The following is a 16188-nucleotide window of genomic DNA, read 5'->3' as shown; positions in this document are numbered from 1 at the left end:
TCCCGCCTTCAGTGCCTTGTCGGCCAGTTGTTGCGCGTGTTCGAGGGCGCTCGCCCAGTCGGCGACGCTGTCCGGGCGGACCCGTGCGCCCATGGTCGTCCATCCAGATCAGCTCGTAGGCGCCGAGGCGCAGGATGTTGCGGTCGACGACCGGCATCCGGTCGAGCGTCCAGCCGACCGAGTACTGCGCGATCAGCTCGTCGATACGCTTCGCGTGCTGCGCGTAGCCCTCGATCAGCTGCATCGTGTACTCGGACACCGGCGGCTGCCGGGTGTCGTCCCGGGAGAGCCGGATCCAGTCCGCGAGGACGGTCAGGACATCGGCCCCGCGCTGGTCGCCCTCGAAGAGGATCTGGAAGGCACGCTTGCGGGCCGTGTTGCGGGCAGCCACGGTTAGCTGTTCACCCGGCCGAGGTAGTCGCTCGTGCGGGTGTCGACCTTGATCTTCTCACCGGTGGTGATGAAGAGCGGCACGTTGATCTGGTGGCCGGTCTCCAGGGTGGCGGGCTTGGTGCCGCCGGTGGAGCGGTCGCCCTGGACGCCCGGCTCGGTCTCCTGGACCACGAGCTCGACGGCGGCCGGCAGCTCGACGAAGAGCACCTCGCCCTCGTGCTGCGCGACGGTGGCCGTGAAGCCCTCGATCAGGAAGTTGGCGGCGTCGCCGACGGCCTTCCGGTCGACCATGAGCTGGTCATAGGTCTCCATGTCCATGAAGACGAAGTACTCGCCGTCCATGTACGAGAACTGCATGTCCCGCTTGTCGACGGTGGCCGTTTCGACCTTGACGCCGGCGTTGAACGTCTTGTCGACGACCTTGCCGGAAAGCACGTTCTTCAGCTTGGTGCGCACGAAGGCCGGGCCCTTGCCGGGCTTGACGTGCTGGAACTCGACGACGGACCACAGCTGGCCTCCGTCGAGCTTGAGCACCAGGCCGTTCTTGAGGTCGTTCGTGGAAGCCACGGTTGCGGAATCTCCTGGACTGACGTGGACGACCCCGGGGCGGGCGCACAGCTCGAAGCTAGAGCGCGAGCAGCTCCTTGGTCGTGATGGTGAGTAGCTCTGGTCCGCCGTCCGCCTCGGGGCGGACGACGAGCGTGTCATCGATCCGGACGCCGCCCCGGCCCGGGAGGTGGACCCCGGGTTCGACGGTGACCGGCACGCAAGCGTCCAGTTTACCCATGGCCGCGGGGGCCAACTGCGGGTCCTCGTCGATTTCGAGTCCCACACCGTGCCCCGTCAGGGCGGGGAGGCTCTCCGCATAGCCTGCGGAGTCCAGTACCTGGCGTGCCGCGCGGTCCACGTCGCGGTAGGCGGCGCCCGGTGCCAGCGACTCCCGTCCGGCGCGCTGGGCGGCGAAGACCAGGTCGTACAGCTCGATCTGCCAGTCCGCGGGCGACGTACCGATCACGAAGGTACGGCCGATCTCGCACCGGTAGCCGCGGTAGGTCGCGCCGAGGCAGACGGAGAGGAAGTCGCCCTCCTCGACCCGCCGGTCGGTGGGGCGGTGGCCTCGCCTGCCGGAGTTGGGGCCGGTGGCGACGGAGGTGGCGAAGGCGGGGCCGTCGGCGCCGTGGTCGACGAGGCGGCGCTCCAGTTCGAGGGCGAGGTGGCGTTCGGTACGGCCGACGAGGATCGATTCGAGGAGCTCACCGAGTGCCTGGTCGGCGATCTCGGCGCCGATCCTGAGGCAGGAGATCTCCTCCTCGTCCTTCACGACGCGCATCTGCTCGACCGCGCCGCCCAGGTCGGCGAGGCGCAGCCGAGGCACGACCGAGCGGATGGCGCGGTACCGGGCGACCGTGAGGTGATGCTCCTCGACGGCGAGTGACTCGCCGCTCCGCGCCGCCGCGAGGTCGGCCGCGGCGACGGCGGGATCGCCCCCGGGCCCGGGCAGCCGCTGCACGCGCAGCGCCTCGTCGGGCCGGCCTTCGGCGGGGCGGTCGTCCGGCGGACCGGGGCACAGCAGCAGGTCCTCGGTCCTGCCGATCAGCAGGACGGCACCGTGCGGGGCGGTGCCTGCGAGGTAGCGGACGTTGGCGGGGCGGGAGACCAGCGCGGAGGCGCTGCCGCTGGCTTGGCAGCGTTCCCTCAGGTGGGTTCGGCGGGCAGCGTAGACCTCTGACATGACACGAGCGTAGGAGGGGTGTCCGGATTGTGCTGGTTGGGAGGGTGCCGTTTGGGGGACGGGGGGTGCGGCTCGCGGTTGTATGCCGGGTGCAGGCCGGTGGGGGTTGATCGCGCAGTTCCCCGCGCCCCTAAAGTACGCCTACCAGCTCGGTGGGCTTGCTATCGATCTCGCCAGTACGTCGTCCAGGACTCGGGCCGTTTGTGAGACGTCCAGCTGGGAGTTGTCGATGATCGGGAGGCCGGAGCCGTACCAGCCGGCCATGCGGCCGTGGATGCGGGCGACCTCCTCGTCGGTGAGGCGGCGGTTGCCGGTGCGCTCGGCGTTGCGTTCCAGGACGATCTCCAGGCCCGGCAGGAGAACGACCGGGAGCAGGCCGGGCCCGACGTGCCGTTTCCAGCCGCCGAGGCCGACGACCGGGCGGTCGGGGAAGACCGCGTCGTCGAGGATGCACGAGATGCCGTTGGCCAGGAAGTTGCGGGCGGCGAAGCCGCAGGTGCGGCGGGCCAGGCGGTACTGCGCCTCGGAGTGGTCGTTCCACCCCGACTGGGGGTCGGCGAAGCCCGAGCGGACCCATTCGCGTACGTCGTCGAGGCTGATGTGGGCGGTGGGGACCCGGCGGTGGTCGGCCCAGTACTTGGCCACGCTCGTCTTCCCGGCACCCGCGGGGCCGATGAGCAGCACCGCGAGAATCGTGGTGGCCGGGTCGGCGGCGACCGTGGGGGGCGGTGCGCTGGGCATGGGGACGGGGCCGCCGGGCGGCAGCGGCACATGGCCCGTGGTGTCTGGCACCGGGGCGTGCTGCGGCGCGGGCGGAACGGGTGCCGCGGGCACTCCGGTGAAGCCCGGAGCGGGAGTGGGCGAAGGGGGTACAGGGGCGGAACCCTGGTATGCGCCCGGGTGGTGCGGACCCGATTGGTTCGCGGCCGGCGACCAGCCGGCGGCCGGTCCGTGCCCCGGCTGGTGGGGGGGCGGCAGCGGAGAACCCACTGCGTGCTGCATCCGGTGCCACTCCGTCTCGTACAGGCGATGGGCGCTGACAGCGGGGTGAACCCCGCACGCTACCGAACGGTACCGCCCCCTGCCGTCGTTTGGTGAAACGGCCGGGGGCGGTCCGAAGTGCCCGCTGACGTACGGCGAATCGGGCGGAAGGAGTATCCGAGGACTTACTCGCCCACTTCGCCGTAGGCGGCGAGGAGGACGGCCGGGTCGGGGCCTTCCAGGACGGTGGGCTTGGCAAGGCCGTCCAGGACGATGAAGCGCAGCAGGTCGCCGCGGGACTTCTTGTCCACCTTCATGGTCTCCAGCAACTTGGGCCACTGGTCGTAGCGGTAGTGCAGCGGCAGCCCCACCGACTCCAGCACCGTGCGGTGCCGGTCAGCCGTGGCATCGTCCAACCGGCCCGCCAGGCGGCCCAGTTCGGCGGCGAAGTGCATGCCGACCGCGACGGCGGCGCCGTGCCGCCACTTGTAGCGCTCGTTCTTCTCGATGGCGTGGGCCAGCGTGTGGCCGTAGTTGAGGATCTCCCGCAGGCCCGACTCCTTCAGGTCGGAGGAGACGACCTCCGCCTTGACCCGGATGGAGCGCTCGATGAGTTCCGCGGTGTGCGGGCCCGCCGGGGTGCGGGCGGCCTCCGGGTCGGACTCGATCAGCTCCAGGATCGCCGGGTCGGCGATGAAGCCGGCCTTGATGATCTCGGCGAGCCCGGAGACGTAGTCGTTCACGGCCAGGGAGTCCAGCGCGGCCAGATCGCACAGCACACCCGCCGGCGGGTGGAAGGCACCGACGAGGTTCTTGCCCTCGGCGGTGTTGATGCCGGTCTTGCCGCCGACGGCCGCGTCCACCATGGCCAGCACGGTCGTCGGCACGGCGATCCAGCGCACCCCGCGCAGCCAGGTCGCGGCCACGAACCCCGCCAGGTCGGTGGTGGCACCGCCGCCGACGCCGATGACGACGTCCGTGCGGGTGAAGCCGGACTGGCCCAGCGCCTTCCAGCAGTAGGCGGCGACCTCCGCGGTCTTGGCCTCCTCCGCATTGGGCACCTGGATGGCGACAGCCTCGTAGCCCTGCCCGGCCAGATCGGCCCGCAGCGCCTCACCGGTCTCGGCCAACGCCTCCGGGTGCACGACGGCGACCCGCTTGGCCTTGTCCCCGATCAACCCACCCAGCTCACCGAGGAGTTGCCGGCCGACCAGAACCTCGTACGGGTCACTGCCCGCGGTGCCGCCGACCTGGATCCGGGTGACTGCCTCGCTCATGCTTCCTTCAACTCCAGTGAATCCAGGGCGACTTGGGTGACTTCTTCGGGCGTGCGGCCATCCGTCGCGACGACGACTGTGGCGGCCTCCTCGTACAAGTGCCGCCGCGCCTCCATCAACTCGCGCCACTGCTTGCGCGGGTTGACCGCCAGCAGCGGCCGGGCGGCGTTGAGGCCGGTGCGCTTGACGGCTTCGTCGACGTCCATGGAGAGATAGACGACGCGCTGTCCGGCCAGCAGAGCGCGCGTGTCCGCATCCAGGATCGCGCCGCCGCCGAGGGCGAGGACGCCGTCGTGCTCGGCGAGTGCCGTGTGCACCGCCCGCTTCTCGATCGCCCGGAAGGCCGCCTCGCCCTCCTCCACGAAGATCTCCGCGATGGCCCGGCCCTGAGCGGCCACGATGTCGTCATCGGTGTCCCGGTAGCCGACCCCGAGCCGCTCCGCGAGCAACTGCCCGACGGTGGACTTGCCGACCCCCATCGGGCCGACCAGGACGACCAGCGGCACAGCACTCACCGGATCACCAGGTTGTCGAGGTAGGACCGCACGTTGCGGCGGGTCTCGGTCACCGAGTCGCCGCCGAACTTCTCCGCGACCGCGTCCGCGAGGACGAGCGCGACCATCGCCTCGGCGACGATCCCGGCCGCGGGCACCGCGGACACGTCGGAGCGCTGGTGGTGGGCGGCCGCCGCCTCGCCGGTGGTCACGTCGACGGTCTTCAGGGCCCGCGGCACGGTCGCGATCGGCTTCATCGCGGCGCGCACCCGCAGCAGCTCACCGGTGCTCAGGCCGCCCTCGGTGCCACCGGAATGACCGGAGACCCGCTTGATGCCTTCGTCGGTGCCGACGATCTCGTCGTGCGCCTGCGAACCGGGTACCCGCGCCAGGTCGAAGCCGTCGCCGAGTTCGACGCCCTTGATCGCCTGGATGCCCATCAGCGCGCCCGCCAGCCGCGCGTCCAGCTTGCGGTCCCAGTGCACGTGCGAGCCCAGTCCCACCGGCACGCCGTACGCCAGCACCTCGACCACGCCGCCGAGGGTGTCGCCGTCCTTGTGGGCCTGGTCGATCTCCGCGACCATCGCCTTCGACGCGTCCGCGTCCAGGCAGCGCACCGGGTCGGCGTCCAGCTTCTCGACATCCGCCGGCGTCGGGTACACGCCCTGCGGGGCCTTCGCGCCGGCCAGCTCCACGACATGCGAGACGATCTCGATCCCCGCCGTCTCCTTCAGGTACGACCGGGCCACCGCGCCCAGCGCCACCCGCGCCGCCGTCTCCCGGGCCGAGGCGCGCTCCAGGATCGGCCGGGCCTCGTCGAAGCCGTACTTCTGCATGCCGGCCAGGTCCGCGTGGCCCGGCCGCGGCCGGGTCAGCGGCGCGTTGCGGGCCAGGCCCGCGAGGATCTCGGGGTCGATGGGGTCGGCCGACATGACCTGCTCCCACTTCGGCCACTCGGTGTTGCCCACCATGACCGCGACCGGCGAGCCCAGCGTCAGGCCGTGCCGCACACCGCCGAGGAAGGTGACCTCGTCGCGCTCGAACTTCATGCGCGCACCGCGTCCATAGCCCAGCCGGCGCCGGGCCAGGTGGTCCGCCACCATCTCCGTGGTGATCGGCACACCGGCGGGAAGACCCTCCAGCGTCGCCACGAGTGCGGGACCGTGGGACTCCCCCGCGGTCAGCCAGCGCAACCTGCTCAACGGTGCTCCTCAATGCTCGCGCCCTGGTACTGCCCTGCGTACACGCGTCCTCGCGTACGGCAACGGCGCGACCAGGTGCGCGGCCCCGGCCCGCCACCTCCGATCCTCCCACGCCCGGCCCCGTTGCCCGGTCGCAGGTCCATCAGGCGGACTCGGTGGACGGCGAGCAGGCGCTCGCCGTTCCAACCCGCCAGATCACGGCCGGCTCAGGTTCCCGCCTTGGAGAGCGCGCGTTCTCCTGCCGCCCTCATCGCCTCGACGGGTGCGGGTGCGCGTCCCGTCATCTGCTCCACCTGGAGCGCGGCCTGGTGGACCAGCAGATCCAGGCCGCCGACGACGCCTCCCCCGTTCGTGCCCCAGGCAGCGGCCAAGGAGGTGGGCCAGGGCGCGTACAGCACGTCGAAGAGGGTGCCGGGCCGCTCGGGCACGCGTGGGACCAGGGAGTCGGTGGCCCCGGCCGGAGTGGTGGCGATCACCAGTGGGGCTTCGAAGGCACGGTCCGCCTCCACCCAGTCGGCGATCCGCACCTCGACGCCCAGACGCTCGCCCCAGCCCCGCATCTCGCGGGCGCGCGCTTCGCTGCGCACGAAGACGGTCACCGGACCCGAGCAGATATCGGCGAGCGCGGCCAGCGCCGACGACGCGGTGGCGCCGGCACCGAGGATCGCCGCGGCCTCCGCCTTCTCCACGCCTCGTTCACGCAGCGCGGCGATCATGCCGGGGATATCGGTGTTGTCGCCGACGCGGCGGCCGTCGTCGGTGAAGACGACCGTGTTGACGGCCTCGACGGATCGGGCGGTCGCACTGATCTCGTCGAGCAGCGGAAGGACCGCTCGTTTCAACGGCATGGTGAGGGAAAGCCCGGCCCACGACACGTCGAGCTTCTCGAAGAAACCGGGCAGTCCGGCCTCGTCGACCTCAAAACTCTCATACGTCCAGTCGGTGAGACCCAACTCCGCATAAGCGGCCCGGTGCAGCACCGGGGAGAGAGAGTGAGTGATGGGCGAGCCGAGAACCGCGGCACACTTCGCTGTACTCATTGACCTGCGTCTCCCCGCGCCTTCTCGTACTCTTCCACGTTCTGGTTGTGCTCTTCGTTGGTGACCGAGAAAACCGTCTTGTTCGCGTTGATCGACACGAAGTAGTACCAGGGCCCGGGGGTCGGTTTCATCGCACCCTCGATCGCTTCCTTGCCGGGATTGCTGATGGGGCCCGGCGGAAGTCCCCTGATGTCGTACGTGTTGTACGGGTCCTTGATCTGCCGCAGTTCAGCGACCGTGCCGACATCCAGGGTGCTCTGATTTTTGATGTAGTTGACGGTGGAGTCGAACTCCAGCCTGCCGACCGTCTCGAGGTTGTCCGGCTTGAGGCGGTTGTAGACGACACGGGCGACCTTGCGGAAGTCGTGCTCGTACTTGCCCTCGACCTGAACGAGGCTCGCCACCGTGAGGAGCTGCAGCGGGTTCTTCAGCTTCAGCGCCTTGGCCCTCGACTCGAGTCCGAGTTGGTCGTACTGCTCCGTCGCATACTTGACCATCTCCTTGAGGACATCCTCGGGTTTCATGCTCTCGGAGACGGGATAGCTGGACGGATAGAGGAACCCTTCCAGCGGATCCTTTATGTCCTTACTGCTGTTCGCCCAATCGGGCAGACCGAGGTCGTTCCAATCCTTCTTGGCGACCGCCGCGGTCGTGCCTTTCTTGAGCTTAAGACGATTGTCGATCAGCGTATACACTTCGGCGCTACGCTTACCTTCGGCAATGATCAGGTTGTCACGGCTCTTGGGGCTGAGCATCAGCGTGACGGCACTCTCGGCGGACATTTCTTTGTTGAGCGTATAGACGCCCGCCTGGAGCATATTTCCTTTGGGATTCTTGGTCTGCGCGGCCACAAAAGCGTCGACACTTTTGACGACGCCCGCGGCCTTCAGGGCCTGCCCGATGGCGGCGCCGTTCGCGTCCTGCGGGATCGTGACGGAGACCTGCTCGCTCGTGCCGTCGCCCGCGTAGTCGGGCGCCGGGGCGAAACGATCCTGGTAGAACTGGTAGCCGAAATATCCGACTCCGCCGAGTCCACCGGTGAACACCAGCACGACAACCAGGCAGGCGCACCCACTGCGGCGCTTCTTCTCCTTGCCACCGCCCTTCTCCTTGCCGCCGCGGCCCCGCCGGTCGCCGCGCCCGCGGCGGTCCCCCGGATCGTCGCCGTCGTCATCGTCGCCGCCCGAGAAGAAGGCGTGTTCACCCTGGTCGGGGCCAGGGTCCCAGTCCACCCGCGGCTCGGGTTCGGCACGCCGTCGGCCGGGCGGCTCCGGCGGCGGGTACGCGTTCTGAGTGCCGTAGTGGTCCGGCTGCTCCCCGCCGGATGCCATGCCCTGTTGCTGCCCGTACGGGTCCGAGGGGTCGGGGTACGGGACGTGCGGATGGGTGCCGGTGGCCCAGCCGCCGTTGTCGTACTGCTGCTGTTGCTGGGCCGCGTACTGCTGTTGCTCGTACTGCTGCCGGTCGTACTGCTGCCGGTCATAGCGTTGCTGGTCGTACTGCTGCTCGCCGTACCCCTGCTGGTTGTACTGCTGCGCCTGACCGTATCCGGCCTGTTGGCCGTCGCCCCAGTCGCCGTACTGCGGCTGCTGCGGCTGCTGCGGATAGTGCTGCGGCTGGCCGCCGTAGGGGGACTGCTCACCCGTCTGGGCCTGCTGTCCTCCCCATCCGTCGTCCCCGTACAACGGGTCCTCCGGATGCCACGGTTCGGAGCCTTCGCCCCGGCCATACTCAGTCATCGATCCCCTAGAGCCGCGAGGCGGCGGTCGCCGTCTTCACAGCTCGGCTACCGTTCCGCCTCTCTCTGTGCGGTGGCTGTTCGAATGCCGCCGCATCGCGCGGAACGTTACCGTATCGCGATCAGATGACCACTTCGACGCCCTCGCCGGGTGCTTTACCTGACACTCGTTCGGATTCCAGGGCCTGTTGAAGGATGATCACGGCGGCTACCTGGTCAATGACCGATCTGCCCTTTTTCGACTTCACCCCTGAAGCGCGCAGTCCCTGACTTGCCGTCACCGTGGTCATCCGCTCGTCCACGAGCCTCACCGGGACGGGCGCGATCCCCTTGGCCAACTCCTGGGCGAAGCCACGGACCTTGACGGCGGCCGGGCCCTCGCCCCCCTTGAGGGAGCGCGGGAGTCCGACGACGACCTCGATCGGCTCGTACTCCTCGACCAGTTGCCTCAACCGGCGGTGAGCTGCGGGGACGTCCCGGCCGGGGACCGTCTCGACCGGTGTGGCGAGGATCCCGTCGGGGTCGCACGAGGCGACCCCGATGCGGGCGTCCCCGACGTCGATCGCGAGTCGACGGCCGCGGCGCATGACCTGATCTTCTTCGGTCACTTGGCCGTTTCCGCGACGAGCCGCTCGACGGCGTCGACGGCATCACCGAGGGCGGCCGGGTTCTGGCCGCCGCCCTGGGCGAGGTCCGGCTTGCCGCCACCGCCGCCGCCGAGTGTCTTGGCGGCCGTACGGACCAGGTCGCCGGCCTTGAGACCGCGCTCGCGGGCGGCCTCGTTGGTGGCGATGACGGTCAGCGGCTTACCGTTGTTGACCGTGAACAGGGCGACCACGGCGGCCCGTCCGCCCTGGATACGGCCGCGCACGTCGAGTACCAGCTTGCGCAGGTCGTCAGGGGTCGTACCGTCCGGCACCTGACCGGTCACGAGGGCGACACCGCTTACGTCCTTGGCGGACTCGGCGAGACCGGCGGCGGCCTGGAGCACCTTCTCGGCGCGGAACTTCTCGATCTCCTTCTCGGCGTCCTTCAGCTTGCCGAGCATGGCGGAGATCTTCTCCGGGAGCTCCTCCGGGCGGCCCTTGACCAGTTCCTGGAGCTGGGCGACGACCGTGTGCTCACGGGCGAGGAAGTTGTAGGCGTCCACGCCGACGAGAGCCTCGATACGGCGCACACCCGAGCCGATCGACGACTCGCCGAGCAGCTTCACCAGGCCCAGCTGGGCGGTGTTGTGCACATGCGTGCCGCCGCACAGCTCCTTGGAGAAGTCGCCGATGGTGACCACCCGCACGCGCTCGCCGTACTTCTCGCCGAACTCGGCGATGGCGCCCTGCTTCTTGGCCTCGTCGATGCCCATGACATCGGCACGGACGTCCAGATCGCGGGCGAGCACCTCGTTGATCTTCTGCTCGACGTCGGTCATCACGGCCGTCGGAACGGCGGACGGGGAACCGAAGTCGAAGCGGAAGCGGCCGGGCTGGTTCTCGGAACCGGCCTGGGCGGCCGTCGGGCCGAGGGCGTCGCGCAGGGCCTGGTGGGTCAGGTGCGTGGCCGAGTGGGCGCGGGCGATGGCCTTGCGGCGGCGGTCGTCGATCGCGGCATGGGCCTTGGCACCGACGGTGACCTCGCCGACCTGGACGACGCCCTTGTGCACGTACACGCCGGGAACCGGCTTCTGGCAGTCGCGGATCTCGATGACGGCACCTGAGTCCACCTTGATCCGGCCGGTGTCGCCGATCTGGCCGCCGCTCTCGGCGTAGAAGGGCGTGCGGTCGAGGACGATCTCGACCTCGTCGCCCTCGGTGGCGGCGGGCGACGACAGACCGTCGACCAGGATGCCGACGATCGTCGACTCACCGCCGGTGTCCGTGTAGCCGATGAACTCGGTCGCGCCGGCGGCGTCGGCGATCTCCCGGTAGGCACCGAGGTCGGCGTGGCCGGTCTTCTTGGACTGGGCGTCGGCCTTGGCGCGCTCCCGCTGCTCCTTCATCAGGCGGCGGAAGCCGTCCTCGTCCACGGCGAGGCCCTGTTCGGCGGCCATCTCCAGGGTGAGGTCGAACGGGAAGCCCCAGGTGTCATGGAGCAGGAAGGCCTTCTCGCCGGACAGGAGGGTGCCGCCGGACTGCTTGGTCTCGGTGACGGCGGTGTCGAGGATGTTGGTGCCGGCCTTCAGCGTCTTGAGGAAGGCGTTCTCCTCGGCGACGGAGACCTTCTCGATGCGCTCCCGGTCCGTGACGAGCTCCGGGTACTGCTGGCCCATCATCTCGATGACCGTGTCGATCAGGTCCTTGACGACCGGACCGGTGGCACCGAGCAGCCGCATGTTGCGGATGGCGCGGCGCATGATGCGGCGCAGCACGTAGCCGCGGCCCTCGTTGCCGGGGGTCACGCCGTCGCCGATGAGCATGACGGACGTGCGCATGTGGTCGGTGACCACGCGCAGGGCCACGTCCGAGTCGTGGGCTTCGCCGTACTCGACGCCGGTCAGCTCGGTGGCCTTCTTGATGACGGCCATGGAGGTGTCGATCTCGTACATGTTCTGCACGCCCTGCAGAATCATGGCGAGCCGCTCCATGCCGAGGCCCGTGTCGATGTTCTTGCTGGGCAGGTCGCCGAGGATGGGGTAGTCCTTGCCCGGGCCCTCACCGCGCATGTACTGCATGAAGACCAGGTTCCAGATCTCCACATAGCGCTCGTCGTTGACGGCGGGACCGCCCTCCACGCCGAACTCCGCCCCCCGGTCGTAGTTGATCTCGGAGCAGGGGCCGCAGGGGCCGGGGACGCCCATGTCCCAGTAGTTGTCCTTCTTGCCCAGGCGCTGGATGCGCTCGACGGGGACGCCGACGACGTCGCGCCAGATGCGCTCGGCCTCGTCGTCCTCCAGGTAGACGGTGATCCACAGGCGCTCGGGGTCGAGGCCGTAACCGCCCTTGTCCTGGGGGCTGGTGAGCAACTCCCAGGCGAGCTTGATGGCGCCTTCCTTGAAGTAGTCGCCGAAGGAGAAGTTGCCGCACATCTGGAAGAAGGTGCCGTGGCGCGTGGTCTTGCCGACCTCTTCGATGTCGGGCGTGCGCACGCACTTCTGCACGCTCGTGGCGCGGCTGAAGGGCGGCTTGACCTCACCCAGGAAGTAGGGCTTGAAGGGCACCATGCCGGCCGGGACGAGCAGCAGAGTCGGGTCGTCCGCGATGAGCGACGCCGAAGGGACGACGGTGTGACCGCGCTCCTCGAAGAAGCTCAACCAGCGGCGACGAATCTCGGCCGACTCCATCAGTGGTCCTCATTCCGGTTGTACGAGTACGTCGTCCTGTCGCTCTCGACGGACTTCGGGTTGTTGCGGTTCTCGATGGCGGCGAACCGCCGGGGTGCGGGGAGTTCGGGGTCGACGGAGGCGTTCAACCCCAGCGCGTCGCCCAGCTCTTCCTCCCGCAGGGCCATGTTGTCGCGGACGTCGAGCGCGAAGCCCACCGCGCGGTCCTTGAACCGGTGACCGGCCTCGATCGCCTTGTTCGTCGCGGCGACGGCGAGGTTCTCGGGCTTCAGCTGCTTCAGCTTGCGGTTGACCTTGGTGGTGGCCCACACACCGGCGGCGACACCACTGGTGAACCAGAAGGTACGGCGGAACATCGCTGGCTCTCAGTCCTTACTTCCGCTTGCCCCGCCGAGACACCGTGCGGCCCACGATCACGGTTCGCCGGGGTGCCTTGACGGGCTCGTCGTCCTTGCGGCCGCCCAGAGCGCGGCGCACGCCGTAGCCGAAGGCCGCGACCTTGACCAGGGGGCCGCCGAAGGTGGAGGCGACGGTGGTGGACAGCGCGGAGGCGTTCGACGTGACCTCCTGGACATCCGACGCGATCGCGTCGACCCGGTCGATCTGAGTCTGCGCGGAGCGCACCGCCGAGGAGGCGTCGGCCAGCAGCGGGACGGCCTGATCGGTCACGTCCGCCACCAGCTTGGTGGTCGCCCTGAGCGTCTGGGCCAGCCTCGCCAGCGCGACGGCGAGGAAGGAGACCAGAATCGCCCAGAAGACGGCCACCAGGATTCCGGCAACCTCTCCACCGGACACTGTGTGCACCCGCTCCCTGAAACGTGCCTGCATATCGAAAAAGTCGTACGCCGAGCCTATCGCGCCGGGGATGCCGCTCCGTACCGGATTACCGCCCGCACGCGGCTGAGTCAGGCGGCACACGGCGGCGTCCCAGTCCCCGGACATGCGCGAGCCCGCCGCCTCGCCCACCCGGAAGGGCGGGGAGACGGCGGGCTGAGGTGGTGCTACGGCCTGCTGGTGATCAGCGGGCGTAGTACTCGACGACGAGCTGCTCGTCGCAGATCACCGGGATCTCCTTGCGGTTCGGCTCGCGGTCCAGGCGGAAGGCCAGGGCGCGGAGGTTCACCTGGAGGTAGCGCGGGGTCTCGCCGTCGGGGGCGAAGCCGCCCTCACGGGCGATCGAGAACAGCGTCTTCTCACGGCTGCGCTCGCGGACCATCACGACGTCGTCCGGCTTGACGCGGAAGGAAGGCTTGTCGACCTTCTGGCCGTTGACCTCGATGTGGCCGTGGACGACCATCTGGCGGGCCTGGTAGATCGTGCGGGCGATGCCCGAACGCAGAACCAGCGCGTCGAGACGGCGCTCCAGCTCGATGACCAGGGCCTCACCGGTCTTGCCCTGGGTCTTGGCGGCACGCTCGTAGGCGCGGACGAGCTGGCGCTCGGACACGTCGTACTGCGCGCGCAGACGCTGCTTCTCCAGCAGACGGACCTTGTAGTCCGAGTTCTGCTTGCGGCCACGGCCGTGCTCACCCGGCGGGTAGGGACGGGCCTCGAAGTACTTGACGGCCTTCGGGGTCAGCGCGATGCCGAGGGCACGCGACTTCTTGACCTTGGGGCGGGACTGGTTCGGCATGAACCAAACACCTCGTGTTTTCAGATGCGAATACGGCTTCACCAGGGTTAGGGAGGTCGCATCCGCAGCCGGGGAAACCCCGCGGGTCCGCTCGGGACCTGCCGGGCAGCCGCTCCCTGGTCTGGGCACATACGTGCAGCACGCGAGTGGCCCACCGACCCGTCCCGGAGACCCGGGTGGTGGTGGGCTGCCCGCGACACCGATCGACGGTGCGCGACGCTCCTGGAGATCCCTTCCCGAGGGTCGGGCCTCCGGCTGGATGTCCCGTTCTGGTGAACCGACCTGGGCCGGACACGGGACTCAGCACTGCGGGCAAGTCTACAGGGTGCTCAGGACCGCTTGCGACCGAGGTGTTTCCTGGTCCATTCGACCGCGTCCGCGTACCGCGCCTCGGCGCCGTGCCGGGTGGGCGTGTAGTACTCGCGGTCCTTGATGGCGTCCGGGGCGTACTGCTGCGGGGCGATCCCCTCAGGCAGATCGTGCGGGTACACGTACCCCTGCGCGTGCCCCAGCTTGGCGGCGCCCTTGTAGTGGCCGTCGCGCAGATGCGCGGGTACGGGTCCGGCCAGTCCCTTGCGTACGTCCTCCATCGCGGCGCCGATCGCCTTGGTCGCCGCGTTGGACTTGGGGGCCAGGGCGAGGGCGACGGTGGCGTGGCTGAGGGTGAGGGCCGCCTCGGGGAAGCCGATCATGGCGACGGCCTGGGCGGCGGCGACGGCGATCGGCAGGGCGTTCGGGTCGGCGAGGCCGATGTCCTCGCTGGCGGAGATCATCAGGCGGCGGGCGATGAAGCGGGGGTCCTCGCCGGCCTCGATCATCCGGGCCAGGTAGTGCAGGGCCGCGTCCACGTCCGAGCCGCGGATGGACTTGATGAGGGCGCTGGCCACGTCGTAGTGCTGGTCGCCGTCGCGGTCGTAGGTCACCGCGGCCCGGTCGACGGTCTCCTCCAGGGTCTGGAGGCCGACCTCGCTCTCGCCCTTGTCGAGCGCGGCCCCGGCGGCGGCCTCCAGGGCGGTCAGGGCGCGGCGGGCGTCGCCGCCGGCGATGCGCAGCAGGTGGTGCTCGGTGTCCTCGGGGAGGGTGACGGCGCCCTTCAGGCCGCGTTCGTCGGTGAGGGCCCGGTGCAGCAGGGCGCGCACGTCGTCGTCGGTGAGGGGTTCGAGGGTGAGCAGGAGGGAGCGGGACAGCAGGGGGGAGATGACGGAGAAGTACGGGTTCTCCGTCGTCGCCGCGATCAGGGTCACCCAGCGGTTCTCGACGGCCGGGAGCAGGGAGTCCTGCTGGGCCTTGCTGAAGCGGTGGATCTCGTCGAGGAAGAGGACGGTCTCCTTGCCGTAGCCCCCTGTGGCGCGGCGGGCTCCCTCGATGACGGCGCGGACCTCCTTGACGCCGGCGGTGATCGCGGACAGCTCCACGAAGCGCTTGTTGGTGGCCTTGGAGACGACGTACGCCAAGGTCGTCTTGCCGGTGCCGGGCGGGCCCCAGAGGATCACCGAGGAGGGGCCGGCCGGGCCGCCCGCGCTCTCGCCGACCAGCCTGCGCAGGGGCGAGCCCGGCTTCAGGAGGTGCTGCTGGCCCACGACCTCGTCGAGGGTGCGCGGGCGCATCCGGACCGCCAGGGGACTGCCGGTCGGGTCCTTCTCCTGGCGTTCTTCCGCTGCGGCGGTGAATAGGTCGGGCTCCACGTCCAAAACCCTATGTCACCGCACTGACAATCCGGTCGGGGCCGTCGCAGGCCCCGCATCCGGGACGTCAGCTGGTCCAGAAGTCCCACCAGCGGGTCATGATCAGAACGCCGATGATGCCGATGTGCAGCACCGGCAGCACCCAGGTGAACTCGCCGAAGAAGCCCTTCAGCCAGCGCGGGGCGGGCAGGAAGCCGTTGCGGACGTTGAACGACGTCACGTACCAGAACATGATGATCGTCGCGACCCAGGCCAGGGAGCACCACAGGCACAGGGCGCCGATCCGGTACAGCGACTGGAACTGCAACCAGGTGCAGAAGCCGACACCGAAGAGCGTGCCGAAGTTGAAGGTCAGCCAGTACCAGCGCGGGAAGCGGGCCCGGGCCAGCAGGCTCATGCCGACGCAGATGACGATGCCGTAGCAGACGAGACCGAGCATCGGGTTGGGGAACCCGAAGGCTTCGGCCTGCTTGCTCTCCATGACGCTGCCACAGGAGACGACCGGGTTCAGGCTGCAGCCGGGGACGAAGGTCTTGCCCTCGACCTTGGCCTCGAGCAGCTTGAACTTGTCGATCGTGATGACCCAGGAGGCGAGTAGACCCGCCGCACCGGTGATCATCAACAGCAGCGCGAACGCGCGGCTGCCGCCCTCCGTCCGCGGCACGGCGGAAGGACGCTCCGACGAGGGGTCGTCGGACTCGGTAGAGGCGTCTTTGACAGTGGTCTTGCTCATCACGCC

The 16188-nt window shown here is 69.4% G+C and carries 16 protein-coding genes; all 16 read right to left on the bottom strand.

Annotated features, from left to right (window positions below; all coding sequences use genetic code 11):
* On the bottom strand, nt 1-391 hold a 391-nt coding region (locus tag AB0I77_RS48565), incomplete at its 3' end, for a transcription antitermination protein NusB (RefSeq protein WP_363289389.1).
* A gap of 2 nt (nt 392-393) precedes the next feature.
* Nucleotides 394-960, bottom strand: coding sequence for an elongation factor P (efp, locus tag AB0I77_RS48560; RefSeq protein ID WP_210891825.1), 567 nt, complete (start codon nt 958-960; stop codon nt 394-396).
* A gap of 58 nt (nt 961-1018) precedes the next feature.
* On the bottom strand, nt 1019-2125 hold the full coding sequence (locus tag AB0I77_RS48555; RefSeq protein WP_363289388.1) for an aminopeptidase P family protein: 1107 nt from the start codon (nt 2123-2125) through the stop codon (nt 1019-1021).
* A gap of 141 nt (nt 2126-2266) precedes the next feature.
* The gene (locus AB0I77_RS48550; protein WP_363289387.1) at nt 2267-3127 is read right to left on the bottom strand and encodes a Pro-rich N-terminal domain-containing protein; all 861 of its coding nucleotides are present in this window, start codon (nt 3125-3127) and stop codon (nt 2267-2269) included.
* A gap of 164 nt (nt 3128-3291) precedes the next feature.
* Entirely contained in the window at nt 3292-4383 is a 1092-nt protein-coding gene (gene aroB / locus AB0I77_RS48545) for a 3-dehydroquinate synthase (protein ID WP_363289386.1), read from the bottom strand.
* The gene (locus tag AB0I77_RS48540) at nt 4380-4862 is read right to left on the bottom strand and encodes a shikimate kinase (RefSeq protein WP_363289395.1); all 483 of its coding nucleotides are present in this window, start codon (nt 4860-4862) and stop codon (nt 4380-4382) included. Before AB0I77_RS48540 ends, aroB begins: the two co-directional genes overlap by 4 nt.
* A 32-nt stretch (nt 4863-4894) precedes the next feature.
* Nucleotides 4895-6079, bottom strand: a complete 1185-nt coding sequence (aroC, locus tag AB0I77_RS48535; protein WP_363289385.1) for a chorismate synthase — start codon at nt 6077-6079, stop codon at nt 4895-4897.
* A gap of 206 nt (nt 6080-6285) precedes the next feature.
* Nucleotides 6286-7119 (bottom strand): shikimate dehydrogenase, encoded by an 834-nt coding sequence (locus AB0I77_RS48530; RefSeq protein ID WP_363289384.1) that lies wholly within the window; start codon nt 7117-7119, stop codon nt 6286-6288.
* Complete coding sequence (mltG, locus tag AB0I77_RS48525) at nt 7116-8858, bottom strand: endolytic transglycosylase MltG (RefSeq protein WP_363289383.1); 1743 nt, start codon at nt 8856-8858, stop codon at nt 7116-7118. The genes AB0I77_RS48530 and mltG overlap by 4 nt, the downstream gene beginning before the upstream one ends.
* Nucleotides 8859-8979: 121 nt before the next feature.
* On the bottom strand, nt 8980-9444 hold the full coding sequence (gene ruvX / locus AB0I77_RS48520) for a Holliday junction resolvase RuvX (RefSeq protein ID WP_363289394.1): 465 nt from the start codon (nt 9442-9444) through the stop codon (nt 8980-8982).
* A gap of 17 nt (nt 9445-9461) precedes the next feature.
* On the bottom strand, nt 9462-12131 hold the full coding sequence (gene alaS / locus AB0I77_RS48515) for an alanine--tRNA ligase (protein ID WP_363289382.1): 2670 nt from the start codon (nt 12129-12131) through the stop codon (nt 9462-9464).
* Nucleotides 12131-12487 (bottom strand): hypothetical protein, encoded by a 357-nt coding sequence (locus AB0I77_RS48510; protein WP_363289381.1) that lies wholly within the window; start codon nt 12485-12487, stop codon nt 12131-12133. Before AB0I77_RS48510 ends, alaS begins: the two co-directional genes overlap by 1 nt.
* 16 nt (nt 12488-12503) lie before the next feature.
* Complete coding sequence (locus AB0I77_RS48505; protein WP_363289393.1) at nt 12504-12935, bottom strand: DUF948 domain-containing protein; 432 nt, start codon at nt 12933-12935, stop codon at nt 12504-12506.
* 214 nt (nt 12936-13149) lie between these two features.
* Nucleotides 13150-13764 (bottom strand): 30S ribosomal protein S4, encoded by a 615-nt coding sequence (gene rpsD / locus AB0I77_RS48500; protein ID WP_053748612.1) that lies wholly within the window; start codon nt 13762-13764, stop codon nt 13150-13152.
* A 329-nt stretch (nt 13765-14093) separates the two neighbouring features.
* Complete coding sequence (locus AB0I77_RS48495) at nt 14094-15449, bottom strand: replication-associated recombination protein A (protein WP_363289380.1); 1356 nt, start codon at nt 15447-15449, stop codon at nt 14094-14096.
* A 67-nt stretch (nt 15450-15516) separates the two neighbouring features.
* A complete protein-coding gene (locus AB0I77_RS48490) occupies nt 15517-16182 on the bottom strand; it encodes a vitamin K epoxide reductase family protein (RefSeq protein ID WP_363289379.1) in 666 nt (221 codons plus the stop codon).
* Nucleotides 16183-16188 lie beyond the last annotated feature (6 nt).

The organism is Streptomyces sp. NPDC050619 (assembly GCF_040654815.1).
Taxonomy (GTDB): Bacteria; Actinomycetota; Actinomycetes; order Streptomycetales; family Streptomycetaceae; genus Streptomyces.
The sequence above is the reverse complement of the archived record's forward strand: the minus strand, read 5'-3'. Positions and strand labels throughout refer to the sequence as shown.